This window comes from Neptunicoccus cionae (assembly GCF_002860325.1).
GTDB classification, from domain to species: domain Bacteria; phylum Pseudomonadota; class Alphaproteobacteria; order Rhodobacterales; family Rhodobacteraceae; genus Amylibacter; species Amylibacter lutimaris.
Window position 1 is genome coordinate 134,736 of the sequence record NZ_PKOJ01000002.1, and the last position, 26,267, is coordinate 161,002.

The following is a 26,267-nucleotide window of genomic DNA, read 5'->3' on the forward strand; positions in this document are numbered from 1 at the left end:
AACTTATTCCATGTCTTCGGGGTGTCGTTCCATTGTGCCATCTTCGGCCATTCCGTCTTCACGCAGGCGTTCTTCCTGCTTGCGCTCGACCATGATGACCAGCCAGATCGAAATCTCGTAAAGCATGTAAACCACGACGAACAGGATCATCTGGGTAATGACATCCGGCGGCGTCACAACCGCGGCGAGGACAAGAATACCCACAACCGCATATTTGCGCACCGAACGCAAACCCGCAGAACTGACCAGACCGGCCATGCCCATCAGGGTCAACAGCACGGGCAACTGGAAGCAGATCCCAAAGGCGAAGATGAATTTAAGCGTAATATCAAGGCTTTCCTTGATAGACGGCAAGATGACGGTTTTGATTTGTGACGGGTCCTGCGCCATAACATCCGCATCATCGCCCGCCACGGCATCCGCAAGGGCCGGTATGATGTCTGCAAATCCCACAAAAAACCGCATCGCCAGCGGTGTCACGATGTAATGGGCAAATGCCGCACCAAGCAGGAACAACAATGGCGAGGCGATCATGAAGGGAAGAAAGGCGCCCTTCTCGTTCTTGTAGAGCCCCGGTGCCACGAATCGCCAGAGCTGATAGCCCACCACCGGAAACGCCAGCATAAAGCCCCCCAGAAAGGAAATGCGGAAGAAGGCAAAGAATTTCTCTTGAGGCGAGGTGAAAATCAGCGTCGGGTCCTGACCGTATTCAATCAGGATTTTCGCCAAGGGCCGCACCAGAAAATCCAGCAGCGGATCGGCGAAGTAAAAGGTAATCATCACGCCGGCAAGCAGCGCGTAAACGCAATAAATCAGCCGGTTGCGCAACTCTGCCAGATGCTCGATCAATGGGGCCGAGCTGTCTTCAATTTCATCCGTGCTCATGATTTGGTCCCGGCCGCCTTACTGGTTGTCTTGGATGCAGTCTTCTTTGCTGCAGCGGTTGTTTTTGTTGCATTGGCCTTTGCCGTGCCGGACTTCGCAGCCGCAGACTTTGCCGGAGCTTTCGCCGCAGTCGTGCTCTTGGCTGCAGGCTTCTTCGCTGCCGTTTTTTTAGGGGCAGCAGGCTTTTTCGCGGCAGGCTTCTTGGCAGCGGGCTTTTTCGCCGGCGCTTTCTTTGCGGGCGCTTTTACCTTGGCCGGAGCCGCCGACTGAACCGGTTCTCCGACCACTTCGGAATTCTCCACTTCCGGCGCAGACTCGGGCGGCCATTTCGTTGCCGCCTTGTTCGCCTCTGCTACAGCCGCCTCACGGCGGGCCTTTTCAGCTGCGGCGTCAACCTTCTCGGGCTCGAAATTCTTCTGATAGTCCTGAAAAGACTTGGTCGCATCATCCAGACCGAGGTTTTTCATTGAAGTGACGCTTTTAAGATCAGAGGCGATTTCATTCACCCCCGTGCCATCCGCCGCCTGTTCCATAGCGCGCTGGAAGTCACGGGCCATACCCCGTGCCTTACCCACAAACTGACCGACTTTGCGGAACATTTGCGGCAGGTCTTTTGGCCCGACCACGATCAGCGCAACCACGCCGATCACGATCATTTCAGCCATGCCAATATCAAACATGCAGGCGCTCCGCGCTTGTTAGACTGAAGGTTTGTCTTTTTCAGGTGTCACATCTTTGGCGTCTTCGGAAGAAGCAGATTCCAGTTCTTCCTTGCCTTCAGCCACGCCTTTTTTGAACGATGTGATGCCTTTGCCCACTTCGCCCATCAGGTTGGAAATCTTGCCACGCCCGAACAGGACCAGCACGACAACGGCGATCAGCAGGAGGCCGGGAAGGCCGATGTTTTGAATGAACATTGGTGTAGGTAGCATTTTTTGTCTCCGAGTGCGACGCGATCCCTTTCGCGTCAGTGCAGTACCACACACATTTATGGGGTTTCACCGGGTGTTTCAAACCCCCAAACACCCCCGATCACGGGGATTTTCCCCAAATCTTCTATCAGATCGCGCCACTTTGGGGTGCGCTTGCTGGGAACAGGGGTTTTTGAAAGGGATGATCCGGCGTCCGGCGCCGCTTTACGATCCGTTTCCGGATCGCAATACTTCCGAGACAGATCCAGACGATCTGGATCATGGCCGAAGCGAGATTGAAATTCTGGCTTAGTGAAATCAGAACGCAACTTGCAGCCAGTGTATTGAGGCAAAAGAATAAAACACCACGGCTGTCGATCCGCTGAAAAGTCACCAGAGTGTAGTTCGTCATGTAAATCATGAAGCCAACCACACCGATGCCGTTGCACACAAGCGAGAGGGTAGACATTCCATCAATCATTGGAAGCAGGTTGAAATACTCGGGCACGATAGCCTCCGAAGACAAGTGAATGCCCCGAGGTAAACCTGTTTGAAATGCGTAAAAAAGTGACAAAAATCACAGTTCAAAACGCTTTCACGCTTTTGCCATCAAAGCCTGTCACTTCTCACGTTTCTATCACGGCGGCTTGACAGCGACAGGATCGCGCCGTCAGGTTTTGGGAAACACGAAACACCGGTCGCGCCGCATCGACAACCACAAGGGACGGCCCCGTTCTGGCAGAAACACACCGGGAACAGTGACCTGTAGTTGCGATCCGTCGTAATCCATCGTGAATTCCACCAGCGAGTAATGCCCCAGATACCGTGCCCGGCTGACAATCCCCCGTGCCGGTGTGCCCTCTTTGGTGGTCGGATTGGGTCCACGCCCGTCCCGATCGAAATCAAGCCGCAGGTGTTGCGGACGGATGATGATTTCGACTTCATCCCCGTCGTGGCTCCCCGGCACCAGAAACTGGCCAAACGGCGTATTGGTCAGCGCATTTTTCACAACCCCTGATACGACGTTGATATCAGAGAAGAACGCCGCTGCGGCCTTGTCCACAGGCGCATTATAGATGTTGTAGGGTGCGCCCATCTGCACCACCTGCCCGTCCCGCATCAGGGCAATCTTGTCAGCCATGCGCATCGCTTCAACCGGTTCATGGGTCACCAGCAGGACCGCTGAACCTTCGTCTTTCAACAATTCCAGCGTCGCATCGCGCACATCATCGCGCAGTCGGTCGTCCAGACCGGAAAACGGCTCGTCCATCAACAGAACACGGGGTTTGGGGGCAAGTGCACGGGCCAGTGCCACGCGCTGCTGCTCACCGCCTGACAATTCGTGCGGGTATTTCCGGTTGTACCCCGCAAGATCAACACGATCCAACAAGTCGTTGATACGCCGCTCTTTTTCTGCCTTCGCCCCACGCAAGCCGAAGCCTACGTTGCCTGCTACGTCCAGATGGGGAAACAGCGCAAAATCCTGAAACATCAACCCGATAGAGCGGTTCTCCGGCTCCTGATGATGACGGTCATCCGAAACCACTTCTCCGTCAATCAACACTGTGCCACTGCTCTGCCGATCCACCCCGGCGGCAATACGCAACGTTGTGGACTTACCGCATCCGGACGGACCAAGCAGGCAAATCACCTCTCCCGCGTCGAGTGTCAGGGACACATCTGCGACAGCCTGCTGTCCACCGAAACGGCGGGTGATATTCTGTAACTCCAGACGCGGAGGAATTCGGGGGGGATCTTGGACGGCCAAAGGGCACTCCGCTGTGATTAACCACTGAATTTTGTCAGATAACAGCGCTAAGCCGCTACAGCAAGGCCACTTTGGTTCAAGCCTGCGTCAGATTGAATTCTCCGGTCCCGCATATCACACCGTTTATTTGCAGTTTCAGCCGCTGAATACCGGGATAAAGCCTGTAAGTCGTCGCATCGCCGCGCAACCTGTGCTTCTTGCTGACAGTGACGGATTGACCTGCTTTCAAAGACACCTGCTTCAGCTTGAAGACTTTGGCCCGATGGCTGCCATCAGCCTTTAGGAACTCCAAGACGTAATCGACCAACAGCACCGCGTCCGCTTCTGCCTTCAAATGCACGTCAAACTCCAGCGCATCCCCAATGGCGACTTCCGGCGTTCTGACCCGCACCTCCGGTTGGTTGATTGGCGGTGCAATCTGGTAACCCAACAGTTCCAAAGCGCCCCGATGCCCCTGCTTGACCAGCCCGCGCAGGGCGTGACGTGTCATCCAGTCCATCTCTTTTGCCGATTGCTTACCCTCGGCGCGCCAGCGTGCAAGGCGCGACACCACCAGCTCTGCGTCAATTTTTGCGATATCATTGAGATGGTTAGCCACCGATCGCGTCACGTATCGCGTGGGGTCGCTATAGAGCCGGTCCAATAACTCAATCGGCGCGAGATAATTCAAAGCAATCTTGCGGCCCCATGGCAAACGCGGCCGCGTCCCCTCGCTCACCAACCGGCGCAAATGGTAATTTCCGTCCTGCATCCAATCCTGCATGACCTGCATGACAAGCGCTTCGTGGGCGTTCAGGAAATCCCGTATCGCGTATTCCATCGAAAAACGTTTGGTTAATGCAGCAAGTGTGACAAGCGCGCGTTCCGGCTTGTCTATCCCCTTTTTCGCAACAAACGCTCCCAAGGGTGCGAATATGAAATCGCCAAAGTCATCGTCGGTTTTCATCGGATCAAGCTCGGGCGGAAGTGCGCGCTCGATCAATGCCGCCGCCGATTCAAACTCTGCCGGAAGATAGAAGGTAAGAACCTCGGCAATGTGATCAATTCTTTGCTTCAGTTCCAGTTCCGGTAAAGCAACCATGACATCCCGCTCGAAACCGGCCTTGTCAAACCCGCCATCTGCCCGCGCAAATAAATCTCCAAGATAGGCTACTTTTTCCTTGTTGAATAAAGCATCCTTCAAACTGAACCGCGTCTCTGCCATTCCCGTTCCCGCTTCAATGTTCCCCAAATACTCAAAATCCGGCCGCGCAGCACGCAGCCGGATCTTCATATTAACCAGCGCTGCTGCCAGAACATGACAGCACATTCCGGCTTACATGGTGGAATTTACCGCGCCCCCGTCGAGCAGGATGTTCTGGCCGACGATAAACCCGGCGTGCTGGGAACAGAGAAACGCACAGGTTGCACCAAATTCCGCTGCCGTTCCATAACGGCGGGCCGGAATGGTTTCGCAGCGTTGGGCCTTGGCTTCCTCGGCGCTGATCCCCTGCTGGCTCGCCACCCCGTTGTCGAGCGACACCGCACGATCTGTCGCGTGGATACCGGGTTGCAGGTTGTTGATGGTCACACCTTTCGGCGCCACCTGACGGGAGGTTCCCGCAACATAGCCTGTCAGCCCCGCGCGGGCAGAGTTGGACAACCCCAGAACAGCAATAGGGGCCTTAACGGATTGGGATGTAATATTCACCACACGTCCCCAGCCCTTGTCCATCATAGCAGGCAAACAGGCTTTCATCATCGCAATAGGCGCCAACATGTTGGAATCCAGTGCCTTAATGAAATCCTCACGATCCCAATCGCTCCACATACCGGGTGGCGGCCCACCTGCGTTGTTGACCAGAATATCCACCTCTCCCGCCGCCTTCAGAACCGCCGCGCGGCCCTCTTCGGTGCTGATGTCCGCGGCGACCGCTGTCACTTCCACCCCGTGCGCCCGCAGCTTTTCCGCTGCTTCTTGCAACGGACCTTCGGATCGGGCGTTGATCACCAGATCAACTCCGGCCTCTGCCAGCGCCTCGGCACAACCGAAACCCAAACCCTTGGAGGCAGCGCAGACAATCGCGCGTTTTCCTTTAATTCCCAAATCCATCTTCGAATCTCCTCATTTCGCGTTGGTCACAAACTACGAAGACTGGCGCGGTAACACAATCACAGGCTACGCGATCGCCAGCAGTTCCGCTTTCTTTGATCGGCGGTCCGTCGCTCTTATTGACAGGCAAACCAACGCGCGCTTGCAGTGCACTGCATTGTGCCAAATAACACCGCCAGTTCCCCGAAATTCCGGTAAAGTGAAAGCCCGATGCCCCGTTTGTTTCATACCTTGTTAGCAGGCCTCAGCCTGAGCGGACTGGTGTTTCTTGCGGCCTGCACCGATGGAGAGCATCCTGCACCGCCCCGTTCTACAACCCAAGCCGCGTCCAGCGTGCCCGTGCAACGAAACGTGTTGCTGAGCGAAGGGCTCATCCGCTTTGCCCGCGTGCACAAACGTTTGCTCCCCGTGGCAAAGCGGGCATGTCAAAACGCCCATCCCGAACAGGAAGCTGCGCGCTGTGCCTTTCAGTTCGTGGTTGCGCTTGATCGCGGCAATCCGCCTGACGCCAAGTTTACACGGGACGGCTCGGGGCGGCCGGTGATCATCTTCAACCATGCCATGGTAAAGTTTTTGAAAACTGACGACGAGTTTGCCTTGGTCATGGCCCACGAAATGTCCCACCAGATCGCCCGCCACATCACCCGTGGACAGGAAGAAGTGCTGCGCGGAGCAATGAACAGTGCTAAAACCGCCAAAGCAGAGGGCCGCGACGTCAATCAGGCAGCCCGCAGCGGGGCGCAACAGGCTCTGGCCTCTTATACCAAACAGTTTGAATTCGAAGCCGATCGTAACGGAACCATTTTGATGATGGAGGCGGGGTATACCCCAGACGATGCCATCACACTTTTGAACCGGCTGCCCAAATCGTCCGAGCGAACCAGCCGCCATCCGGCAGATCCCGAACGGATCGACAGAGTGCGCAGGCTCGCACAACAGATCCGGGCCAGCCGCTCGACAGGGCGCAAGGTGCCTTTGCTGTTCTGACCGGTTTTTACCCACTCCGGGGGCAAAAACCCTGACCGGCGCATTTGAACCACCGAATTTATTGACAGGACGCCCCTGCCCGCCGCAAGGTTTCCTTCAAGAAAATTCAGGAGTCTTTCATGCCCGACGGTCAACCACTCGTTTCCTTTGAAAATCTGCGGGTGGAGTTTGATACAAACTCCGGCGTTGTCGTCGGGGTTGAGGATGTGAGCTTTCACATTAATCCGGGGGAAACCGTTTGTGTGGTCGGCGAAAGCGGCTCCGGCAAGTCCGTCTCTTCCCTGTCGCTGATGCGCCTGATTGAATACGGTGGCGGCAAGATCGCTTCTGGCAAACTGAATTTCACGGCTGCTGACGGCACTGTTAATGATCTGACCGAAGCGGATGCCGATTTGATGCGCACGATTCGGGGCAACCAGATCGGGATGATCTTTCAGGAGCCGATGACCTCGCTCAATCCGGTTTTCACAGTGGGACGGCAATTAACCGAAGGCTTGCGGGTGCATAAAAAAATGTCCCGTGACGCGGCCGAGGCCCGCGCTCTGGAACTGTTGAAACGTGTGCGCATCCCCGAACCGGAAAGGCGCTTGACGCAATACCCCCACGAATTATCCGGCGGGATGCGCCAGCGTGTGATGATTGCCATGGCACTGGCCTGTGAGCCACGCCTGCTGATCGCGGACGAGCCGACCACTGCGCTGGATGTAACAATTCAGGCCGAGATTCTCTCGCTTATCAACCGGTTGAAGGAAGAAACCGGCACGGCGGTCCTGTTCATCACCCATGACATGGCGGTCGTCGCGCAAATGGCGGACCGCGTTGTGGTGATGTTCCGTGGCAATCTGGTCGAAGAAGGCCCTGTAGCCGAAATCTTTAACAATCCCAAAGAGGAATACACCCGCGCGCTGCTGGCTGCTGTACCGAAACTGGGTGAAATGGCAGGCAAGCCCAATCCCGAACCGATGGCGATTATGGGCGAAACCCGCGCCGAGCCGCCCAAACCGATTATTGCCGGCACAGAAACTCTGCTTGAGGTCAAAAACCTGATCACCCGTTATCCGGTGAAGGGTGGACTGTTACGCCGTACCGTGGCCAACGTGCACGCGGTTGAAGATGTTTCCTTCACCCTGAAACGGGGCGAAACCCTGTCTTTGGTCGGGGAAAGCGGCTGCGGAAAATCCTCGGCGGGACGGTCTGTATTACGCCTTGAAGAACCTCTGAGCGGGGAAGTCATTATCAACGGGGTGAACATTCTGGATATGAACGGGGCCGACCTCCATGAGGCACGGCGCAATATGCAAATGATTTTTCAGGATCCTTTTGCCTCGCTCAACCCGACCCGCAAGGTCGTGGATCAGGTAATCGAACCGATGATCAACTATGGCATTGGGAAAAAAGGCGAAATGCGCGAACGGGCGCGGCAGTTGTTTGACCGTTGCGGGCTGAACGAAACCTTCCTTGACCGCTACCCCCACGAATTTTCCGGCGGTCAGCGCCAGCGCGTTGCCATTGCCCGCGCCCTTGCGCTGAACCCCAAGCTGATCGTAGCAGACGAGGCGGTCTCCGCGCTTGATGTTTCGGTGCAGGCTCAGGTTCTGAACCTGATGATGGAGCTTCAGTCAGAACTGGAGCTGTCCTATCTGTTCATCAGCCACGATATGGCCGTGGTCGAGAGGGTTTCCCATCAGGTTGCGGTTATGTATTTGGGGCGCATCGTTGAAATCGGCCCGCGTGCCGCAATCTTTGAAAATCCGCAGCACGATTATACACGCACCCTGCTGTCCGCAGTGCCGCGCCCCGATCCAAACGACCGCCAGATTGACAAGGAACTGAATTTCAAACCTATTCCGAGCCCGATTTTTCCGGTGGACTACATCCCCCCACCCTCCCGCTATCGGGAGGTTTCACCCGGTCATCGGGTTCTTGAGGATCTGCAGTAATATCGGGCTGGATTGTATGCCACGCCGCTCATGGCGTTGGCCGTAGTACTCTTTACGCGACACCAGAAACTTCGGCCAACGCCCCCGAGCACGACACCGCTTCGGGTATTCCCTTCTTGACGGTCTAAAGGGTGAAAACAACGCCGTTTACGTGAATTGCATGGGTTGTTTCGTGAATGGATCGGGCTGGAGATTAGCCAGAGGATAATACAATTCAAAGTTGTATCCCTTGCCATACTTTGTTTTCTCCACAATATTACAATGTATTAGCCTGAAATCAGGGCCTTTTCAGATACGCGTATCCCAAATCACCTCAATGATTACGTGCCACAATAAATTGAATTCGAGTTTACAAGCGCATGACCGTTTTTCGTGAAAACCCACTCTCTTTACACTTTCTTAAACGGGTGTTTTTCGCTGCGCAGCGCCGTGTTTCCCATCCGGCAACGCTCATAATCATGATTGGTGCTACCATAATCTGCACCCTGATCGGGCCGTTTGACACCTACCGGCAGGACACCTTTGTATTTCGTTTGTATTTCTGGGGCGCAATCGTTCTGACCTCGACCACCTACGGATGTCTGGTGTCTGTGTGGACGAATCTGGCGTTTAGACATCTTCCTTACTGGCAGCGAACCTTGCTGAACCTGCCTGTATTTGCGCTGCCATTTTCTTTTGTAAGCTGGGAATTTTCGAGCCTGTTTTATCCCCGTGACGTGATGCCCCATCCGATGGTGGTGCTATTTCTGGTGGCCGCGGTGGATTTGTTCGTACACGCCTGTATCTGGATAAGCGGTAGCACGGTCAAGACGCGTGAAAATCACCTCCAGCGCCCTGAAACGGTAGTCGCGCCCGAAACATCAGCGGCCCCCGAAGAATCCGGAGAGCCCGCCGCGGAGCCGGAAAACATCTCGGGCGAGTGTACGTTCTTGCGCAGGCTCGGTCCGAACGGCGGCAGCTATCTCATCCGGCTGGCGATGAACGATCACTACATAGAGGCGCACACCGACACTGGTATTCACATGCTCTACATGAGGTTTGGAGACGCAGTCGCCGAGCTCAACCCCGCAAACGGAGCTAAGGTTCACCGTTCTCACTGGGTACGTTTCTCAGAGATCATCGACGTGGAACGCGACGGCCAGAAAGTATCACTTGTGATGTCGGACGGTGTATCTGTTCCGGTATCGCGCAGTCACAAGACCTTTCTACAGGAAAAGGGTATTATATAGCCCCGCCATCGTGAGCCTTCCGGATCACGGCGAGACTACGTTCCACCTCCTCCGCCAGATCTGCAGCTTCCTCCGTCTGTCCGTTTTCGCCACTGCGCAAATCCTTCAGCTTCAGTTTCAACATATCCTCGATCAGGGAATAGTCCTTTGGCCCCGCTGCCTCTGCATCCCAGTGGGATTTTACCAATCCGGATTGCAACGCGTGCCAGTAAATCCGCAGGATGGAGTTGATCCGCGCCTCAAACCCTGTTCCGAATTTACGAAACCATTTGAGCATGTCATCATCCAGACTTAGCGTGATTTCCGATTTTTCCGGCGCGACAGGATGCAACAGCGGAATTTCATTCCATCCCTGTGGTAACGATCCCTTAACCCAATGCTGTTGGAAATCACTTTGCAATCGCTTCAGTTCGTAAACAAGATTTGCATGTGCGGTGTCCTGGGCTTTCGTGGTCAAGGGGCGTCTCCTTTATCGTGCAGCTTATTAAACTTTAGCCAAATTCAGTTAACAGGCCCTCGCCGCGGCGTACCCTTCGCCGGAAAGCAGACTAATCCTGCATAAATGCCACTGCCCCAACGCTGTTTTCTTGCCACGCCTGCAAAGCTTAACTATACGCACACGCATGTTAGATCGCACCTCAAACCAGCCCGTGTTGCCGCCGGAAATCGACCGTCGCCGCACCTTCGCAATCATCTCGCATCCCGATGCGGGTAAAACCACGCTGACGGAAAAATTTCTGCTTTATGGTGGTGCGATCCAGATGGCCGGACAGGTGCGCGCCAAGGGTGAAGCCCGCCGCACCCGTTCTGACTTCATGCAGATGGAGAAAGACCGCGGGATTTCGGTGTCCGCTTCGGCCATGTCCTTCGAGTTCCGCGACTACTGGTTCAATCTGGTGGACACCCCCGGCCACTCCGACTTTTCCGAAGATACTTACCGGACGCTCACCGCAGTGGACGCCGCTATTATGGTAATCGACGGGGCTAAAGGGGTCGAAAGCCAGACGCAAAAGCTGTTTGAAGTCTGTCGTATGCGCGACATGCCGATCCTGACCTTCTGTAACAAGATGGACCGTGAAAGCCGCGAAACTTTTGACATCATTGACGAAATTCAGGAAAATCTGGCAATTGACGTGAGCCCCGCAAGCTGGCCCATTGGTGTCGGACGAGAGTTTATGGGCTGTTACGACCTGTTGAACGACCGCTTGGAACTGATGGATCGCGCCGACCGGAACGTGGTTTCGGATTCGATCAAGATCAGCGGTCTGGACGATCCAAAACTGGCAGAACACGTCCCCGCACACCTTCTGGAAAAGCTGCTCGAAGAAATCGAGATGGCCCGCGAATTGCTGCCGGAACTGGACCATCAGGCATTTCTGGACGGGACAATGACGCCGATTTGGTTCGGCTCTGCGATCAATTCTTTTGGCGTGCAGGAACTGATGGACGGCATCGGCACCTTCGGGCCCAAACCCCAAGTGCGCCCTGCCGCCGAACGGCAGGTCTCACCGGATGAAAAGAAGGTTTCCGGCTTTGTGTTCAAGGTTCAGGCCAATATGGACCCCAAACACCGCGACCGGATCGCTTTTGTGCGTCTGTGTTCGGGCCATTTCAAACGGGGCATGAAGCTGACCCATGTGCGGACCAAAAAACCGATGGCGATTGCCTCTCCGATGCTGTTTCTGGCGTCCGACCGCGAGCTGGCCGAAGAGGCTTGGGCGGGTGATATCATCGGCATCCCGAACCACGGACAGTTGCGCATTGGCGATGCATTGACCGAAGGCGAAGCCCTTCATTTTGCAGGTATTCCCTCTTTTGCGCCCGAGTTGCTGCAATCCGTTCGGGCCACCGATCCGATGAAAGCCAAACATCTCGACAAGGCGCTGAACCAGTTTGCAGAGGAAGGGGCAGCTAAACTGTTCAAACCGGCCATTGGCGCAGGCTGGATCGTCGGGGTTGTCGGAGCCTTGCAATTCGAAGTGCTCGCCAGCCGGATCGAACTGGAATATGGTATTCCCGTCCGTTTCGAGCCGACCCAGTTTACCTCCGCCCGATGGCTGAATGGCCCGAAAGACAAGGTGGACGGGTTTATCAACGTGAACAAGGGCCACATCGCATTTGACCACGATGGCGATCCCGTCTTTATGACCCGTCTGCAATGGGACATTGACCGGGTGGAGCGGGACTATCCCGATCTGAAACTGACCAGCACCAAAGAAATGCTGGTCGTTTAAACAATCGTTTAAACAGTAGTGAATACGGGCTGGACCAGCCCGTGTTCATACCGGCACCCTACCCGCCACCTCCGCTCTATTGCTTCAACTCGTCTTTATCAGACAGAGATTTTCGGCTTTTTGTCGTCTTTGATTTCCATCTTTCCGAGTTCCCGCGAACAATCGATCACAGGATTATGGTAGAGGTCCATTTTCTCTCTCAACGCTTCTTCATCTGCATCTTCCTTGACTTTAAATTGACCAAGTAAGGGCTTTAATGACTTATAAGCCTTAAGAAATTCCTTATTCTTGAGTTTTTTGTTGTTCTTGGCCCAGAGCGAAGCCGCCCCATAGGTCTTGTCCAAGGGCTTGATCATCTTTTCGAATTCGGCGTTCCACTTCTTGATGTCAGGCTTCTTTTCCAGTTGTTTCTTCCAATTGAAAAAAGCCTGATAGTGTTTGTCCTCTTTCCCTTGCAAATCGATAATGGCCTTGGCGGATTTTTCCGCCTTCATCTCATCCCCTTTGATTTCCTGTTTCATTCCCTTGATCTGGCTGTCCGCCTGATCCACCAGTGTTTGCAAATCTTTAACCAGTGCGTTGTAGGAAGCATCGAAGGTCTTTTGAACAATTTTTGCCTTGGGTTTGTATTTATTATAGCTGGCTTTCAGCTTTGCCGCGAAAGCCTTGTGACTGGATTTACATACCGCAACCGCCCCTGTGTAGGGTTCCAGAAATGGTTCCCTGTTACCGTCCCGCGCCATAGCAAACCCGTTAATCAGTTTGTCGGCCTTTTTTAAATTTTCGACCACCCGTTTGTGATCTTTCAAACTGTCAGTGAATTTCTTGTCGATATTCAGCGAGGCATAAGTCTTGGGAAAATCGCTGATCAAAGAGGCATAGGTTTTGCCCCAACTGCCGGACATCAGTCGCATGGTATTTCCTCTGGATAAATAAAAATTTTATTGAATTGCACCTACTATACTACTAACTCCCGTTTGCGGAAATAGCCTGCCACTGTCAGCTTGGTGCGGAAAGTCACGGATTTGGGGATTTTATTGTCAATTTTGCAGCAACAGACCGCGCATTTCGGGCTTATTGTTGCGAAACCAGCCCGCCGCGTTGACTCCTCTGTAAAAACATTTATGTCAGTGCGCAGAGGAACGGGCCCAATACGGGGCCCCAGCCGCAGCCAACTTTGCGGTATGAATCAACGCCGTAACGATAAGGCTCGAATGATAAAATTTTCCGATCTGGACCTGGACCCTAAGGTCCTGAAGGCCATTGATGAGGCCGGGTATGTTTCCCCGACCCCAATCCAAGCTGCTGCAATTCCGCTTGCCCTGCAAGGCCGTGACGTACTGGGCATCGCCCAGACAGGCACAGGCAAGACTGCCAGCTTCACCCTGCCAATGATTACAAAGCTCGCCAAAGGGCGCGCGCGGGCGCGCATGCCCCGCTCTCTGGTGCTCTGCCCCACGCGGGAACTGGCCGCACAGGTTGCAGAGAACTTTGAAGTCTATGCAAAACACCTGAAACTGACGATGGCGCTTCTGATTGGCGGCGTCAGCTTCAAGGATCAGGACCAGAAGATCGACCGTGGCGTTGATGTGCTGATCGCCACTCCGGGCCGTTTGCTCGACCATTTCGAACGGGGCAAGCTGATGCTGAACGGTGTTCAGATCATGGTTGTGGACGAAGCAGACCGGATGCTCGACATGGGGTTCATTCCCGATATCGAACGTATCTTCAAGCTGACACCCTTTACCCGCCAGACGCTGTTCTTCTCAGCAACAATGGCACCGGAAATCACACGGATCACGCAGGAATTCCTGCAAAATCCCGAACGTGTCGAAGTGGCCCGTCAGGCCACAACGGGTGAAAACATCACCCAGAAAATCTGTATGTTCACGCCTTCCAACCGCACTAGCGAAGCCAAGGAAAAGCGCGAGGTTCTGCGGGAGATTCTAAAAGCCGAAGGCGATGCGGTGGATAACGGCATCATCTTCTGCAATCGCAAGTCCAATGTGGATATTGTGATGAAGTCTCTGAAAAAACACGGTTTTGATGCAGGCGCAATTCACGGGGATCTGGATCAGAGCGTTCGGACCAAAACACTGGAAGCCTTTCGCAACGGTGATCTGAAACTGCTTGTGGCTTCGGATGTTGCCGCGCGTGGTCTTGATGTTCCAGCCGTAAGCCATGTCGTTAACTTTGATGTGCCAATCCATTCCGAGGACTATGTCCACCGGATCGGGCGGACGGGCCGTGCGGGCCGCGATGGGAAAGCCATCACAATTTGCGCCCCGTTCGAAGAAAAATACCTCGAAAAAATCGAGGAACTGGTGGAGAAGAAAATCGACCGGATGGAGCAACCTGCCCTTTCCGGTGGAAGTAAATCCCGCCGCAAACCCGATACGCAGGATGAAAAGCCAGCTGCGAAGCCGCAAAAAGCAGAAACCCAGCCTGCAAAAGACAACACCACGCAGAAATCTGACGCCAACCGGAATTCCCGCAGCCGGAACGAGAAAAGCGCTGGCAATGGCAGCCAGAAATCAGACCAACAAAGACGCGGTCGCTCCGAACCGAAAAATCAGGTGGTGGGCATGGGGGATCACGTCCCTGCCTTCTTGATGCGTTCTTTCGACATCAAACGGACAAAGCCTAAGAAATCCGAAGAGCCTCAACCGGTTGAGGAAGAAACGATCACGGATCAGGTCGCTGAAGCCCAACCGGCGGAAGAAAAACCTGTGGCAGAGAAGAAAAAGCGTGCGCCTCGCAAGAAAGCTACGAAGAAAACTGCGCCCAAGGAAGAAACTGTAGAGGTAACGGAAGCACCTGCGGAAATGCCGGCAGAACCGTCCGAGCCAAAGACAGAAGACGCTCCTGTGGAAGACAAAAAGGCAGCTTCCGAACCCGTGGCTGACGAAACGCCAGCAACCGAAGAAGCACCGGCAAGCGAAGAAACAAAATAAGACGCTGCGCTGCAAGTGGCCGTTGTATTCGGCTTAACAAAGATAAAACAAAAAAAAGGCGTTCCGGTCATCCGGAACGCCCTTTTCTTTGCTCTTGGCGTTAGGCCCTAGTCAACCAGCCGGTTGATCAGAACTTTGGCCACAGGTTTCTTCCCGGTAAGATCCTTGCAAACACGAGAGACTGTGCGCAGAACCAGCTTTTCCAACTGTTCGTCGCTCGCAAGCAGGTTACGTTTCGCAGCAGACAGTTCCCCGTCGATCTCGCGTTCCAGAACCTCTTGCAAGGACGGACTGTTGGACGGGGTTTCTGGCAGTCCCAGAACCTCGGCCCAGCTTTCGCCAATCTGCTGGTTGTCTTCCAGTAGCAGGCTGACAACAACCGTACCGCGCATCGCCATACGCATCCGTTCCAGCACAACGCCGTCAAAGGCACCGATCAGACACTTACCGTCCAGATACAGGCGGCCGGTTTCGATATTTTCCACGATCTTTGGCGCATCGCCCCCCAGATCAACCATCGCACCGTTTGCAGCAATGACGGCACTGATGCCTTTCGCTTCGGCCAGTTCAGCGTGCTCTCGTAGGTGACGGTGTTCACCGTGCATTGGCACCAGCATCTTCGGTTTGAAAATGTTGTGGATTTCTTCCAGATCGGGCCGGTTCGCATGGCCGGAGACGTGATAAAGACCGCTGTCATCGTCGATGACTTTCACGCCCATCTCGCTGAAACTGTTGACGATCCTGCCAACGCCGATTTCGTTTCCGGGAATGGTTTTGGAGGAAAACAGGAAGGTATCACCTTCCCGCAGTTCCATACCAAGGTATTTGCCGTTGGCCAGTTGCGCCGAAGCCGCGCGGCGTTCGCCCTGACTGCCAGTAACCAGAAGCATCAGGTTTTCGCGCGGAATATCGCGGGCGTCTTCAATATCGATGGTCGGCGGGAAATTGTCGATCAGCCCCGCGAAATTCGCATAGCCAAGCATCTTTTTCATCGCCCGCCCCAGCACCACAACCGAACGGCCCGAATCTACACCAGCCTGTGCCAGTGTTTTCAGACGGGCGACGTTAGAGGCAAAGGTCGTGGCGACAACCATACCGGTCGCCTCTTTCATCATCTGGGTGATATTGCCGCCCAGACCCGCTTCGGAGCGTCCGGCCAGCGGCGAGAATACGTTGGTACTGTCACAGACCAGCGCCTGAACACCATCCTTGGCAATCTCGCGGTACAGCGCAGGATTATAAGCCTCGCCTACAATCGGATCGGGGTCGAGCTTGAAATCGCCCGTGTGAACGATCCGGCCCTTTGGCGTATCAATCACCAGACCTGAAGCTTCGGGAATGGAGTGGGCAACCGGCATAAAGCCAACCTTGAACGGGCCAAGTTCGACCATTTCGGGAAAGCTGCCGATGACTTCAATCCGGTCGATGTCTTGACCGTGCTCTTCCATTTTCGCACGTGCCACAGCACCGGTGAATTTGCGGGTGTAAACCGGCACGCCCAAGCGACCGTAAAGCAACCCCAAGGCGCCGATGTGGTCTTCGTGGGCGTGGGTAATAAAGATGGCTTCCAGCCGGTCGGCGCGCGCCTCGATATAGGCAGTATCCGCCATGATCAGGTCCACACCCGGTGTGCCGTCCATCGTCGGGAAGGTTACGCCCACATCCACAAGAATGTAGCGTTCCTTCCCTTTCGGGCCGTAACCGTAAAGATACATATTCATACCGATCTCTCCTGCGCCACCCAGCGGCAGGAAGATCAAACGTTCGGATTTACTCATTTATTCGCCTCGGTTTTTATCTGCAATCAGGACGAGCCCGTGCATGGTTAGGTCACCGTCAATACTGTCAAAAAGGTCGGTGCCCCGTTCAAACAGGCCCGCCAGCCCCCCTGTCCCGATAACTCTCATCGGACGGGGATGCTCTTCGCGGATTTTCTTACATACGCCTTCAATCAGGCCGATATAGCCCCAGAACACACCAGCCTGCATACAGACGAGCGTGTTGGTGCCGATTACGTTCTCGGGCATGGTCACATCGATATGGGGCAGCGCGGCAGCGGCTTCGTGCAGCGCTTTGATGGATAGGTTCACGCCGGGCGAGATTACCCCGCCAATATAGGCCCCGTCCTGATCCACAACATCAAATGTGGTGGCCGTTCCGAAGTCTACAACAATCAGGTCGCCGCCATAACGGTCATACGCCCCTACCGTATTCACAAGGCGATCGGCTCCGACCAGTGTGCCTGCGTCCACGCGGACGGGAACACCCAGATCAACCTCTGGCTTGCCCACTACGATGGGGCGGCATTCAAAGTATTTGTCGCTCAGGACCCGCAGGTTGAACACCACCTGAGGCACAACAGAGGAAATCACCACCCGGTCGATCTCCGGTGAGATCCCGTTCAGCAACATCAAGTTACGCAGCCAGACATAATATTGGTCGGCAGTACGGGCCTGTTCGGTAGCACAGCGCCATTCCGATAGGAACGTGGTTCCGTCATGAATTGCAAAGACGGTATTTGTATTACCTACGTCGATGGCTAACAGCATATTCGATCCTTAAAGAGAAATATCGGCAGCCGTGATCACGTGCTGCCTGTCGGCTGCTTGTAGTATAAGCGCACCTGTCTCGTCCACCGTCTTGAAAATTCCCTCAATCACCTGATCCGAAAAACGGGCAGTGACAGGTTTGCCAATATTCGCTGCCCGTGCCAGCCATGCCTCGCGGATCGGGGCAAAGCCGTAGGTCTGTAACCTAGTTTCCCACTCCGCATAGGCAACAGCCAGTGCGTCAAGAAAGGTCTCGGGCTTGATGTTAATACCCATATCGTGTTTCAGCGACTTTGGTGTCAGAGCACGGGTTTCCAGCTTGTCGGTCTCGGGCCGGCTGGCCAGATTGACCCCGATCCCGATCACAAGCGCATACCGGTCGGGACCTTCGGCAATGGTTTCCAACAAGATACCTGCCAGTTTCCCCCCGTTCAGCAAAACATCATTCGGCCATTTAAGTTGAAAGGGTTCCGTGCGTCCGGTGCATTCAACCAGCGCGTCATACAGCGCAAGAGCTGCCACGAAACTGCGCAGGGCCAGTTTGTCTGGCGTTGCCTCAGGGCGGATCAGAAGTGAAGCCGCAAAATTGCCCTTCTGGCTTGACCAGGGACGCCCCCGCCTGCCGGATCCGGCAGTTTGTTCATAGGACAAAAACCAAGCCGCCCCCGCTGTTGCGGGGGCTTGCCGGCGTGCTTCGGCCATCGTGCTGTCGATGGTGTCAAAGACGAATTTTCCTGTGCCCTCCGGCCAGCCTTGCATCAGTTCAGCAAGGATTGCGCGGCCAGAGCGGCATAGTTTTCCAGACCGAAGGGATTGATGATCCCGATCAACATCAGGGCAGCCGCCCCCATCAGGGCAACAAAATGCAGACCCGGCATCTTACCATCCAGGCCGTCTGTCTCTTCGCCGAAGTACATGTAGTAGATGATCCGCAGGTAGTAGAACACACCGATCACCGATGCAATCGCACCGCCGATAGCAAGCCATGCCATATCAGCGCCAACTGCAGCACGGAGCACATACAGCTTACCGATGAAGCCGACCATTGGCGGAATACCGGCGAGCGAGAACAGCAGCACTGTCAGTGCAGCCGCACGACCCGGTGCCTGTTTGGAATACTGGCCGAGGCTGCGGATGTCTGTGACCGGACGACCGTCCTTTTCCATGTTCAGGATAAAGGCGAATGTCCCGATGTTCATCACCACATAGATCGCAAGATAGATCAGAAGTGCTTTGACGCCAGCTTCCGTGCCAGCCGCCAGCCCCATCAACGCGAACCCCATGTGAGAGATGGAAGAATAGGCCATCAGGCGTTTGATATTGGTCTGACCGATCGCAGCGACAGCGCCAAGGAACATGGACACCAGCGACAGGAAGGCCACGATCTGTGTCCAGTCCGCCTGCGCACCGTCAAAAGCGTCAAACATGACACGGGCAAACAGACCACCTGCCGCAACTTTCGGTGCGGTCGCAAAGAAGGCTGTGACCGGCGTGGGCGAGCCTTCATAAACATCCGGTGTCCACATGTGGAACGGTGCAGCGGAAATCTTGAACGCCAGACCGACACAAAGGAACACAAGACCAAAGACAAGTCCAAGCTCCAGATGCTCACCCGCTTGGATGGTGGAGGCGATACCGGCAAAATTTGTCGTGCCAGTGTAACCGTAAACAAAGGAGGCACCGTAAAGCAGCATACCGGAGGACAACGCCCCGAGAACGAAGTACTTCAGACCCGCCTCTGTGGATTTCAGACTGTCACGACGGAAAGCCGCGATGACGTAGAGCGCAAGGGATTGCAACTCCAGCCCCATATAGAGGGACATCAGGTCACCGGCAGAAACCATCATCATCATACCCAAAGTCGCAAGCGCGATCAGGATCGGGTATTCAAATTTGAACATATCGTTGCGGCGCAGGTAGTCCTGGCTCAGCAGCAGCATGATTGCGCTGGCCCAAAGCATCAGAACCTTGGCAAAGCGCGAAAAACCATCGTCAACGAACGCCCCGTTAAAGGCATCGCGGTTCGCCATCGGAGAGAAGGCAATCCACAGGCCGAGCACAATCATCACCCCTGCCGTAGCCCAGGTGATCACGGGCGCGGTCTCGTCCTTTTTGGTGTAGACCCCGAACATCAGCGCCAACATGGCGAAGGCTGCAAGGATCAGTTCTGGCAGAACAATATTCAGATCGCTGGAAATCATCTAATTGCGCTTTCGTTAGTGGCTGGGCGCACTGGCAACCGCAGAAACGGTTTCAGGCAGTGCAGATTGGACGTTTTCGACAAGATGTGTGACAGATGGGCCGATCAGATCGAGCACCAGCGCAGGGTAAACCCCGAGCAAGAGAGTCATCACCACCAGCGGTACCATCATCAGACGTTCGCGGGTGTTCATGTCGGTTATGGTTTTCAGGCTTTCCTTGATCAGATCCCCGAAGACCACGCGGCGGTAAAGCCACAGTGCATAGCCCGCAGAGAGGATCACGCCGGTCGTGGCAAGGAAGGCAATCCAAGTGTTAACCTGGAAAGCAGCCGAAAGGGTCAGGAATTCCCCGACAAAACCGGAAGTGCCTGGCAGGCCGACGTTGGCCATGGTGAAGAACATAAAGACCAGTGCATAGGCCGGCATCCGCACGACCAGTCCGCCATAGGCGTCGATCTCGCGGGTGTGCATCCGGTCGTAGATCACGCCAACAGACAGGAACAATGCGCCAGAGATAAAGCCGTGGCTGATCATCTGGAAGATCGCACCGTCAAGGCCTTGCTGGTTCATCGCAAAGATACCCATGGTCACAAAACCCATGTGCGCGACCGAAGAATAGGCAATCAGCTTTTTCATGTCCTGCTGCATCATCGCCACCAAAGACGTGTAGATAATCGCAATCACCGACAGGGACATAACGAATGTAGCCAGAAGTTCACTTGCAACAGGGAACATCGGCAGACTGAACCGGAGGAAGCCGTAGCCCCCCATCTTCAGCAGGATCGCCGCCAGAACCACAGAACCGGCCGTTGGCGCCTGAACGTGTGCGTCAGGCAACCATGTGTGCACCGGCCACATCGGCATCTTCACCGCAAAGCTGGCAAAGAAGGCAAGGAACAGCATGGTTTGCAGACCGCCGACAATCTGGAAGCCCATCAGGGAGAACGCCTCGGAGGAGAACTCGTGGTTCAGCAGGGTCGGAATATCTGTGGTGCCCGCATCCCACCACATGGCGAGCATGGCAACCAGCATCAAAACCGAACCGAACAGCGTATAAAGGAAGAACTTGAACGCCGCATAGACTTTGTTCTGCCCCCCCCAGATACCAATGATCAGGAACATCGGGATCAGACCGGCTTCGAACACCACATAGAACAACACCAGATCAAGCGCACAGAACACGGCGATCATCAGGGTCTCAAGGATCAGGAACAGGATCATGTATTCCTTGACCCGCTCGTTCACGCTCCAACAGGCACCGATCACAACCGGCATCAGGAAGGTGGTCAGCAGGACAAAGAGAACCGAAATCCCGTCAACGCCCAGTTTGTAGGTCAAACCGCCAAACCATTCGTATTCCTCAACCAGTTGGAAGCCGGTGTTGGAGGGATCAAACTCTGTGTAGATCGCAATAGAGATCACAAAGGTTGCCAGTGTCGCCACCAATGCCAATATCTTGGCATTGCGCTGTGCGGCCTCATCCGTGCCCCGCAGGAAAACCGCGAGGATGAGGGCTGCCAGCATGGGCAGGAAGGTTACAATAGATAGAAGATTGTCCATCAGTGTGCGCCTCCGCCGATCGCAAACCATGTAATAAGTGCAGCCAGTCCGACGAACATCGCGAAGGCATAGTGGAACAGGTAGCCGGATTGTGCCCGACCCGCCAGTTTGGTGAACCAGGGCACGATGCCCATGGCCAGACCGTTGAGACCGCCGTCAATCACAGCCCCGTCGCCTTTCTTCCAGAGGAAGGTGCCAAGCCATTTCGCGGGACGCACGAAGATCACGTCGTAAATCTCGTCGAAATACCATTTGTTCAGCAGGAACTGGTAAAGGATGTGCTGTTGCGCAGCCAGCTTCTTGGGCAGTGAAGTGTTCTTGATGTAGAACATCCAGGACACGATAAAGCCGAGCAGCATGGCAACGAACGGGCTGACTTTGACCCACTTCGGCACGTCATGGGCATCATGGATGACCGAATTCGTGTCGTGGTTCATGTATACCGCGTATTCAAACCATTCTTCTACATGGTGGCCGAAGAAATCGTCATACCACAGCATCCCCGCAAAGATCGCTCCAAGCGCCAGAACCGCGAGAGGGATAACCATAACCATCGGGCTCTCGTGGGCGTGTTCGTGGGTGTGGTGGTCTCCACGTTCCTCGCCATAGAAGGTGAGGAAGATCAGCCGCCAGGAATAGAAGCTTGTGAAACAGGCAGCGATTACCAGCATGATGAAGGCATAGGTTGCAACGCCGGTCCCGCCCGCAAAAGCGCTTTCGATGATGGCATCTTTTGACAGGAAGCCGGCAAAGCCGATGTGTGTCAGCGGAATACCTACGCCGGTGATGGCCAGCGTACCGATCATCATCGCCCAGAAGGTGTAGGGGATCTTTTTGCGCAGGTTGCCGTAGTTCCGCATGTCCTGCTCGTGGTGCATCGCGTGGATCACGGAACCCGCACCAAGGAACAGCATCGCCTTAAAGAAAGCGTGTGTAAACAGGTGGAACATGGCAACCGGATAGGCACCGACACCTGCAGCCACAAACATATAGCCAAGCTGTGAACAGGTGGAATAGGCGATAACCCGTTTGATATCGTTCTGGACCAGGCCGACAGTTGCCGCAAAGAAAGCTGTCGTGGCACCGATGAACACGATGAAGTTCGGTGTGAAGGTCGCATATTCCATCAGGGGGGACATACGGCAGACCATGAACACACCCGCTGTAACCATCGTCGCGGCGTGGATCAGCGCGGACACAGGTGTCGGGCCTTCCATCGCGTCCGGCAACCAGGTGTGCAACAGCAGTTGTGCCGATTTACCCATCGCACCGACAAACAGCAGGAAGGTAATGATCTCTAGTGCATTCACGTCCCAGCTCAGGAAGCGGATCGACTGTTCCGCAATGTGGTGCGCGTTTTCCGGATCAAGGATTTCCGAAAAGTTGATGCTGTCAGACAGGTAGTACAGTCCGAAGATCCCCAACAGGAACCCGAAATCCCCGACGCGGTTTACGACAAACGCCTTGATGTTTGCCGCATTCGCGCTTGGCTTGCGGAAATAGAAACCGATCAGCAGGTAAGAGGCAACGCCCACACCTTCCCAGCCAAAGAACATCTGCAGCAGGTTGTCTGCTGTCACCAGCATCAGCATCGCAAATGTAAAGAAGGACAGGTAAGCAAAGAAGCGGGGGCGATAGCTCTCGCCTTCTTTGAAGTTCTCGTCATGGGCCATATAGCCGAGCGAGTACATATGAACCAGTGCGGACACCGTGTTGATCACAACCAGCATGATTGCTGTCAGTCGGTCGATCCGGATGGACCAGTCGGTAGACAGCGTGCCGCTTTCGATAAAGCGGAAGATTGGTGTGACTTGAACACCGTCATGGGCATCATAACTAAAGAAGATGATCCAGGACAGAACCGCCGCCAGCATCAGCAAACCGGTAGACACGTAAGTTGCCGCCGTTTCGCCCAATACCCGCCAGCCAAAGCCGCAGATCAGCGCGCCCACCAGAGGGGCAAAGAGGAGAATGGTTTCCATTGGTACGTTCTACCCCTTCATCACATTCACATCTTCCACCGCGATTGTGCCGCGGTTCCGGAAGAAACATACTAGAATTGCAAGGCCGATCGCGGCCTCTGCTGCGGCCACGGTAAGCACGAACAGCGTGAAAATCTGGCCGACCAAATCCCCCAGATGGGTGGAAAAGGCGACGAGGTTGATATTGACCGACAGCAGGATCAATTCGATGGACATCAAAATGACGATCACGTTCTTCCGGTTCAGGAAGATGCCGAAGATGCCGATTACAAACATCATCGCGGCAACTGTGAGGTAGTGTTCAAGCGTAATCATCACAATGCTCCGGTTCTGGTACAGGCAACAGTCATCACAACCCCTGCCCTGATTTAACGTCTTTAAGCTGCATCGCTTTGGCCGGATCGCGGTGCATCTGCTGCACAACGTTCTGGCGCTTTACATCCACGCGGTGGCGCAGTGTCAGCACGATGGCCCCGATCATCGCCACCAGCAGGATCAGGCCGGATGCCTGAAACAGGTAGATGTAATCGGTGTAGATCAACTGGCCGAGCGCCAGCGTGTTATGGGCTTCGGACAGTTCGGGGGTTGGCGACTGCAACAGCGCATCCGCGTTTTCCGCCATGTTCCAGTGGCCGTAAACCAGACCAAGCTCGATTAGAAGGATCAGGCCGATCAACAAACCAAGTGGCATAAAGCGCTGGATACCGCCACGCAGTTCCGCAAAGTCCACATCCAGCATCATCACAACAAACAGGAAGAGAACCGCAACCGCGCCCACATAAACAATCGCCAGCAGCATGGCGACAAATTCCGCGCCCATGAGGATGAACAGACCTGCCGCGCTGAAAAACGCAAGAATGAGCCAGAGCACCGAGTGCACCGGATTGCGCGAAAGGACCACCATCAGGGAACCCCCGACGCCGGTTATCGCAAAGAGATAGAATGCCATCGCAGTGACGCTCATGTTTTCGCTCCATCCATGGCAAAGGCGGACATAGCCACCATGATTGCTTTTTGTGCGCCTGTCACAGCGCCAACGCTGGTCATTTGCAGGATTGTTTCTGTTATTTCTCGTTTCGAGGCACCCGCAGACAGGGCCAGATTGATTGCTGTGGTCAGTACCACAGTGTCCTCGGCGCCTTTTGCCGTCAGTCCGGCGATGGTTGCAAGCGCGCGGGTCTTGGCATCAAGGCCTTCCCCGACCAGATCCTGCATCATCGCAGCGACACCTTCCGGCATCATGTCCTTGGTGGCGTCAAACCACTGGGACTGGGTTTTCGCAAACTCCTTGCCCATCTGGTCCGCCATTTGCTGGCTCTGCTTGAGAAAACCCTCAAACATCTTGTTTAAGTCGTTCATACCGCCCCCCCGCTCGGGAACAGCAGGGCTGCTCCTTTAGGATAGGTATCAATGCCTGGCTTGTCGGTCATCGGTACGGTGCATCCATTTCGATATTTCGTGCAATTTCGGCTTCCCAGCGGTCCCCGTTCGAAAGCAGTTTTGCCTTGTCGTAGAACAGTTCCTCGCGGGTTTCCGTGGCGAATTCGAAGTTCGGGCCTTCGACAATCGCATCAACCGGACAGGCTTCCTGACAGAAACCGCAGTAAATGCACTTCGTCATGTCGATGTCATAACGGGTGGTCCGGCGGGAACCGTCCTCGCGGGGTTCCGCGTCAATGGTGATCGCCTGTGCAGGGCAGATCGCTTCGCACAATTTACAGGCGATGCAGCGCTCTTCCCCGTTCGGGTAGCGGCGCAGTGCGTGTTCTCCACGGAACCGCGGGCTAAGCGGGCCTTTTTCATGGGGGTAGTTCAGGGTCGCCTTGGGGCCAAAGAAATACTTCAGACCCAGTTTCATGCCGACAAAGAAATCCTGAAGAAGGAAATATTTGGTTGCGCGTGCGTAGTCAAAAGCCATTAGTTTGACGCCTCCACTTGCCAGCGTGCCCACAGGCCGCCGAGATTACGATCATCCCCGTCGGTAAATGCAAGGATCGACACAACCACAACCCAGATCAGGGACATTGGCAGGAAGACTTTCCAGCCGATGCGCATCAACTGGTCGTAGCGGTAGCGTGGAACCACAGCCTTCACCATCGCGAAGAGGAAGAAGAAGAAAGACATCTTCAGCACCAGCCACAGCGCACCGTCCGGAAGACCCGGGATCGGGGACAGCCAGCCGCCGAAGAAGAAGATGGAAGTCAGCGCGCACATCAGCCAGATGGCGATATATTCACCGGCCATGAACAGCAGGAACGGAGTCGAGGAATATTCAACCTGATAACCGGCAACCAGTTCGGATTCCGCTTCGGGAAGGTCGAACGGCGGGCGGTTGGTTTCTGCAAGTGCACTGATGAAAAACAGGAAGACCATCGGGAAGTGTGGCAGCCAGTACCAGTTGAACAGACCCCAGTTGCCTTCTTGTGCCTTTACAATGTCCACAAGGCTGAGTGAGCCGGTGGAAATGATGATACCAACGATGATGAAACCGATAGACACCTCGTAAGAGATCATCTGAGCAGCAGAGCGCAGGGAGCCGAGGAACGGGTATTTGGAGTTGGATGCCCAACCGCCCATGATAACGCCGTAAACTTCCAGCGAACCGATAGCAAAGATATACAGAACGGCAACGTTCAGGTTTGCCAGAACCATATCTTCGGAAAACGGAATAACCGCCCAAGCTATGAGGGCGAGAATGAATGAGGCCAGTGGTGCCAGCAGGAAGACCGTCTTATCGGCCCCGTCAGGGATCAGCACTTCTTTGAAGATGTATTTCGCGGCGTCCGCCACAGTTTGCAGCAGCCCCCAAGGGCCAACCACGTTCGGGCCGCGCCGCATCTGCACAGCGCCCCAGACTTTACGGTCGCCGTAAACCAGAAACAGCAGGCTGATCATCACGAAAGCCGTGACCAACAGACACTGGCCGATCACAATCACCAGTGTGCCAAGGTTGGTTGCAAAAAATCCGTCCATAA

At 54.9% G+C, this 26,267-nt stretch carries 25 protein-coding genes; 5 read left to right on the plus strand and 20 right to left on the minus strand.

The annotated features are described in order from the left end of the window. Window positions 1-3: 3 nt before the first annotated feature. From tatC to C0U40_RS06560, 7 genes are all read right to left on the minus strand, one after another. Window positions 4-885: a twin-arginine translocase subunit TatC gene (gene tatC / locus C0U40_RS06530; RefSeq protein ID WP_101654970.1), complete on the minus strand. Its 882-nt coding sequence runs from the start codon at window positions 883-885 to the stop codon at window positions 4-6. Then, on the minus strand, window positions 882-1,565 hold the full coding sequence (gene tatB, locus C0U40_RS06535) for a Sec-independent protein translocase protein TatB (RefSeq protein ID WP_101654971.1): 684 nt from the start codon (window positions 1,563-1,565) through the stop codon (window positions 882-884). Before tatB ends, tatC begins: the two co-directional genes overlap by 4 nt. An 18-nt stretch (window positions 1,566-1,583) precedes the next feature. Further along, complete coding sequence (locus C0U40_RS06540) at window positions 1,584-1,817, minus strand: twin-arginine translocase TatA/TatE family subunit (RefSeq protein WP_286134822.1); 234 nt, start codon at window positions 1,815-1,817, stop codon at window positions 1,584-1,586. Window positions 1,818-1,944: 127 nt separating this feature from the next. Beyond that, the gene (locus tag C0U40_RS06545) at window positions 1,945-2,304 is read right to left on the minus strand and encodes a CBU_0592 family membrane protein (protein ID WP_145991900.1); all 360 of its coding nucleotides are present in this window, start codon (window positions 2,302-2,304) and stop codon (window positions 1,945-1,947) included. A 162-nt stretch (window positions 2,305-2,466) separates the two neighbouring features. Further along, window positions 2,467-3,564, minus strand: coding sequence for an ABC transporter ATP-binding protein (locus C0U40_RS06550; RefSeq protein WP_101654974.1), 1,098 nt, complete (start codon window positions 3,562-3,564; stop codon window positions 2,467-2,469). A gap of 76 nt (window positions 3,565-3,640) precedes the next feature. Beyond that, window positions 3,641-4,768: a hypothetical protein gene (locus C0U40_RS06555; RefSeq protein ID WP_101655412.1), complete on the minus strand. Its 1,128-nt coding sequence runs from the start codon at window positions 4,766-4,768 to the stop codon at window positions 3,641-3,643. A 111-nt stretch (window positions 4,769-4,879) separates the two neighbouring features. Continuing rightward, a complete protein-coding gene (locus C0U40_RS06560) occupies window positions 4,880-5,656 on the minus strand; it encodes an SDR family oxidoreductase (protein ID WP_101654975.1) in 777 nt (258 codons plus the stop codon). A 210-nt stretch (window positions 5,657-5,866) separates the two neighbouring features. On the opposite strand from C0U40_RS06560, the gene C0U40_RS06565 reads away from it, so the two are divergent. The 3 genes from C0U40_RS06565 to C0U40_RS06575 all read left to right on the plus strand — a co-directional run bounded on the left by C0U40_RS06565 (window position 5,867) and on the right by C0U40_RS06575 (window position 9,812). Beyond that, entirely contained in the window at window positions 5,867-6,643 is a 777-nt protein-coding gene (locus C0U40_RS06565; RefSeq protein ID WP_101654976.1) for a M48 family metalloprotease, read from the plus strand. 119 nt (window positions 6,644-6,762) lie between these two features. Next, a complete protein-coding gene (locus tag C0U40_RS06570) occupies window positions 6,763-8,583 on the plus strand; it encodes an ABC transporter ATP-binding protein (RefSeq protein WP_101654977.1) in 1,821 nt (606 codons plus the stop codon). 458 nt (window positions 8,584-9,041) lie between these two features. Continuing rightward, a complete protein-coding gene (locus tag C0U40_RS06575; RefSeq protein ID WP_180957640.1) occupies window positions 9,042-9,812 on the plus strand; it encodes a LytTR family DNA-binding domain-containing protein in 771 nt (256 codons plus the stop codon). Here the strand turns inward: C0U40_RS06575 and C0U40_RS06580 are convergent. Beyond that, window positions 9,805-10,269, minus strand: a complete 465-nt coding sequence (locus tag C0U40_RS06580) for a BrnA antitoxin family protein (protein WP_101654979.1) — start codon at window positions 10,267-10,269, stop codon at window positions 9,805-9,807. The genes C0U40_RS06575 and C0U40_RS06580 overlap by 8 nt on opposite strands. Before the next feature lie 166 nt (window positions 10,270-10,435). Here C0U40_RS06580 and C0U40_RS06585 point away from each other — a divergent pair, with 166 nt between their 5' ends. Further along, window positions 10,436-12,046, plus strand: a complete 1,611-nt coding sequence (locus tag C0U40_RS06585) for a peptide chain release factor 3 (RefSeq protein WP_101654980.1) — start codon at window positions 10,436-10,438, stop codon at window positions 12,044-12,046. Between the two features lie 98 nt (window positions 12,047-12,144). On the opposite strand, the gene C0U40_RS06590 is transcribed toward C0U40_RS06585, so the two are convergent. After that, window positions 12,145-12,855 carry a hypothetical protein gene (locus tag C0U40_RS06590; protein ID WP_145991901.1) on the minus strand — a complete coding sequence of 237 codons (711 nt, stop codon included), beginning with the start codon at window positions 12,853-12,855 and terminating at the stop codon, window positions 12,145-12,147. Window positions 12,856-13,260: 405 nt separating this feature from the next. On the opposite strand from C0U40_RS06590, the gene C0U40_RS06595 reads away from it, so the two are divergent. Then, the gene (locus C0U40_RS06595) at window positions 13,261-15,000 is read left to right on the plus strand and encodes a DEAD/DEAH box helicase (protein ID WP_101654982.1); all 1,740 of its coding nucleotides are present in this window, start codon (window positions 13,261-13,263) and stop codon (window positions 14,998-15,000) included. 107 nt (window positions 15,001-15,107) lie between these two features. Here the strand turns inward: C0U40_RS06595 and C0U40_RS06600 are convergent, their stop codons facing one another. From C0U40_RS06600 to nuoH, 11 genes are all read right to left on the minus strand, one after another. After that, window positions 15,108-16,778: a ribonuclease J gene (locus C0U40_RS06600; protein WP_101654983.1), complete on the minus strand. Its 1,671-nt coding sequence runs from the start codon at window positions 16,776-16,778 to the stop codon at window positions 15,108-15,110. Further along, window positions 16,779-17,549 carry a type III pantothenate kinase gene (locus C0U40_RS06605; RefSeq protein ID WP_101654984.1) on the minus strand — a complete coding sequence of 257 codons (771 nt, stop codon included), beginning with the start codon at window positions 17,547-17,549 and terminating at the stop codon, window positions 16,779-16,781. Between the two features lie 9 nt (window positions 17,550-17,558). Continuing rightward, on the minus strand, window positions 17,559-18,308 hold the full coding sequence (locus C0U40_RS06610; RefSeq protein ID WP_180957641.1) for a biotin--[acetyl-CoA-carboxylase] ligase: 750 nt from the start codon (window positions 18,306-18,308) through the stop codon (window positions 17,559-17,561). Then, entirely contained in the window at window positions 18,308-19,750 is a 1,443-nt protein-coding gene (gene nuoN / locus C0U40_RS06615) for an NADH-quinone oxidoreductase subunit NuoN (RefSeq protein ID WP_101654986.1), read from the minus strand. The genes C0U40_RS06610 and nuoN overlap by 1 nt, the downstream gene beginning before the upstream one ends. A 15-nt stretch (window positions 19,751-19,765) precedes the next feature. Next, the gene (locus tag C0U40_RS06620; RefSeq protein WP_101654987.1) at window positions 19,766-21,310 is read right to left on the minus strand and encodes an NADH-quinone oxidoreductase subunit M; all 1,545 of its coding nucleotides are present in this window, start codon (window positions 21,308-21,310) and stop codon (window positions 19,766-19,768) included. Further along, a complete protein-coding gene (nuoL, locus tag C0U40_RS06625) occupies window positions 21,310-23,292 on the minus strand; it encodes an NADH-quinone oxidoreductase subunit L (protein WP_101654988.1) in 1,983 nt (660 codons plus the stop codon). The genes C0U40_RS06620 and nuoL overlap by 1 nt, the downstream gene beginning before the upstream one ends. A gap of 9 nt (window positions 23,293-23,301) precedes the next feature. Continuing rightward, complete coding sequence (gene nuoK, locus C0U40_RS06630) at window positions 23,302-23,607, minus strand: NADH-quinone oxidoreductase subunit NuoK (protein ID WP_069299728.1); 306 nt, start codon at window positions 23,605-23,607, stop codon at window positions 23,302-23,304. Window positions 23,608-23,641: 34 nt separating this feature from the next. Then, window positions 23,642-24,256: an NADH-quinone oxidoreductase subunit J gene (locus tag C0U40_RS06635; protein WP_101654989.1), complete on the minus strand. Its 615-nt coding sequence runs from the start codon at window positions 24,254-24,256 to the stop codon at window positions 23,642-23,644. After that, window positions 24,253-24,651: a carboxymuconolactone decarboxylase family protein gene (locus C0U40_RS06640; protein WP_101654990.1), complete on the minus strand. Its 399-nt coding sequence runs from the start codon at window positions 24,649-24,651 to the stop codon at window positions 24,253-24,255. The genes C0U40_RS06635 and C0U40_RS06640 overlap by 4 nt, the downstream gene beginning before the upstream one ends. 67 nt (window positions 24,652-24,718) lie before the next feature. Then, window positions 24,719-25,210, minus strand: a complete 492-nt coding sequence (gene nuoI / locus C0U40_RS06645; protein WP_069299725.1) for an NADH-quinone oxidoreductase subunit NuoI — start codon at window positions 25,208-25,210, stop codon at window positions 24,719-24,721. Continuing rightward, window positions 25,210-26,265, minus strand: a complete 1,056-nt coding sequence (nuoH, locus tag C0U40_RS06650; protein ID WP_101654991.1) for an NADH-quinone oxidoreductase subunit NuoH — start codon at window positions 26,263-26,265, stop codon at window positions 25,210-25,212. The genes nuoI and nuoH overlap by 1 nt, the downstream gene beginning before the upstream one ends. Window positions 26,266-26,267 lie beyond the last annotated feature (2 nt).

Coding starts and splice junctions, on each gene's coding strand:
- tatC (WP_101654970.1), bottom strand. CDS start 885: ATGAGCACGGATGAAATTGAAGACAGCTCGGCCCCATTGATCGAGCAT.
- tatB (WP_101654971.1), bottom strand. CDS start 1,565: ATGTTTGATATTGGCATGGCTGAAATGATCGTGATCGGCGTGGTTGCG.
- C0U40_RS06540 (WP_286134822.1), bottom strand. CDS start 1,817: ATGCTACCTACACCAATGTTCATTCAAAACATCGGCCTTCCCGGCCTC.
- C0U40_RS06555 (WP_101655412.1), bottom strand. CDS start 4,768: ATGGCAGAGACGCGGTTCAGTTTGAAGGATGCTTTATTCAACAAGGAA.
- C0U40_RS06560 (WP_101654975.1), bottom strand. CDS start 5,656: ATGGATTTGGGAATTAAAGGAAAACGCGCGATTGTCTGCGCTGCCTCC.
- C0U40_RS06565 (WP_101654976.1), top strand. CDS start 5,867: ATGCCCCGTTTGTTTCATACCTTGTTAGCAGGCCTCAGCCTGAGCGGA.
- C0U40_RS06570 (WP_101654977.1), top strand. CDS start 6,763: ATGCCCGACGGTCAACCACTCGTTTCCTTTGAAAATCTGCGGGTGGAG.
- C0U40_RS06575 (WP_180957640.1), top strand. CDS start 9,042: ATGATTGGTGCTACCATAATCTGCACCCTGATCGGGCCGTTTGACACC.
- C0U40_RS06585 (WP_101654980.1), top strand. CDS start 10,436: ATGTTAGATCGCACCTCAAACCAGCCCGTGTTGCCGCCGGAAATCGAC.
- C0U40_RS06595 (WP_101654982.1), top strand. CDS start 13,261: ATGATAAAATTTTCCGATCTGGACCTGGACCCTAAGGTCCTGAAGGCC.
- C0U40_RS06600 (WP_101654983.1), bottom strand. CDS start 16,778: ATGAGTAAATCCGAACGTTTGATCTTCCTGCCGCTGGGTGGCGCAGGA.
- C0U40_RS06605 (WP_101654984.1), bottom strand. CDS start 17,549: ATGCTGTTAGCCATCGACGTAGGTAATACAAATACCGTCTTTGCAATT.
- C0U40_RS06610 (WP_180957641.1), bottom strand. CDS start 18,308: ATGCAAGGCTGGCCGGAGGGCACAGGAAAATTCGTCTTTGACACCATC.
- nuoN (WP_101654986.1), bottom strand. CDS start 19,750: ATGATTTCCAGCGATCTGAATATTGTTCTGCCAGAACTGATCCTTGCA.
- C0U40_RS06620 (WP_101654987.1), bottom strand. CDS start 21,310: ATGGACAATCTTCTATCTATTGTAACCTTCCTGCCCATGCTGGCAGCC.
- nuoL (WP_101654988.1), bottom strand. CDS start 23,292: ATGGAAACCATTCTCCTCTTTGCCCCTCTGGTGGGCGCGCTGATCTGC.
- nuoK (WP_069299728.1), bottom strand. CDS start 23,607: ATGATTACGCTTGAACACTACCTCACAGTTGCCGCGATGATGTTTGTA.
- C0U40_RS06635 (WP_101654989.1), bottom strand. CDS start 24,256: ATGAGCGTCACTGCGATGGCATTCTATCTCTTTGCGATAACCGGCGTC.
- C0U40_RS06640 (WP_101654990.1), bottom strand. CDS start 24,651: ATGAACGACTTAAACAAGATGTTTGAGGGTTTTCTCAAGCAGAGCCAG.
- nuoI (WP_069299725.1), bottom strand. CDS start 25,210: ATGGCTTTTGACTACGCACGCGCAACCAAATATTTCCTTCTTCAGGAT.
- nuoH (WP_101654991.1), bottom strand. CDS start 26,265: ATGGACGGATTTTTTGCAACCAACCTTGGCACACTGGTGATTGTGATC.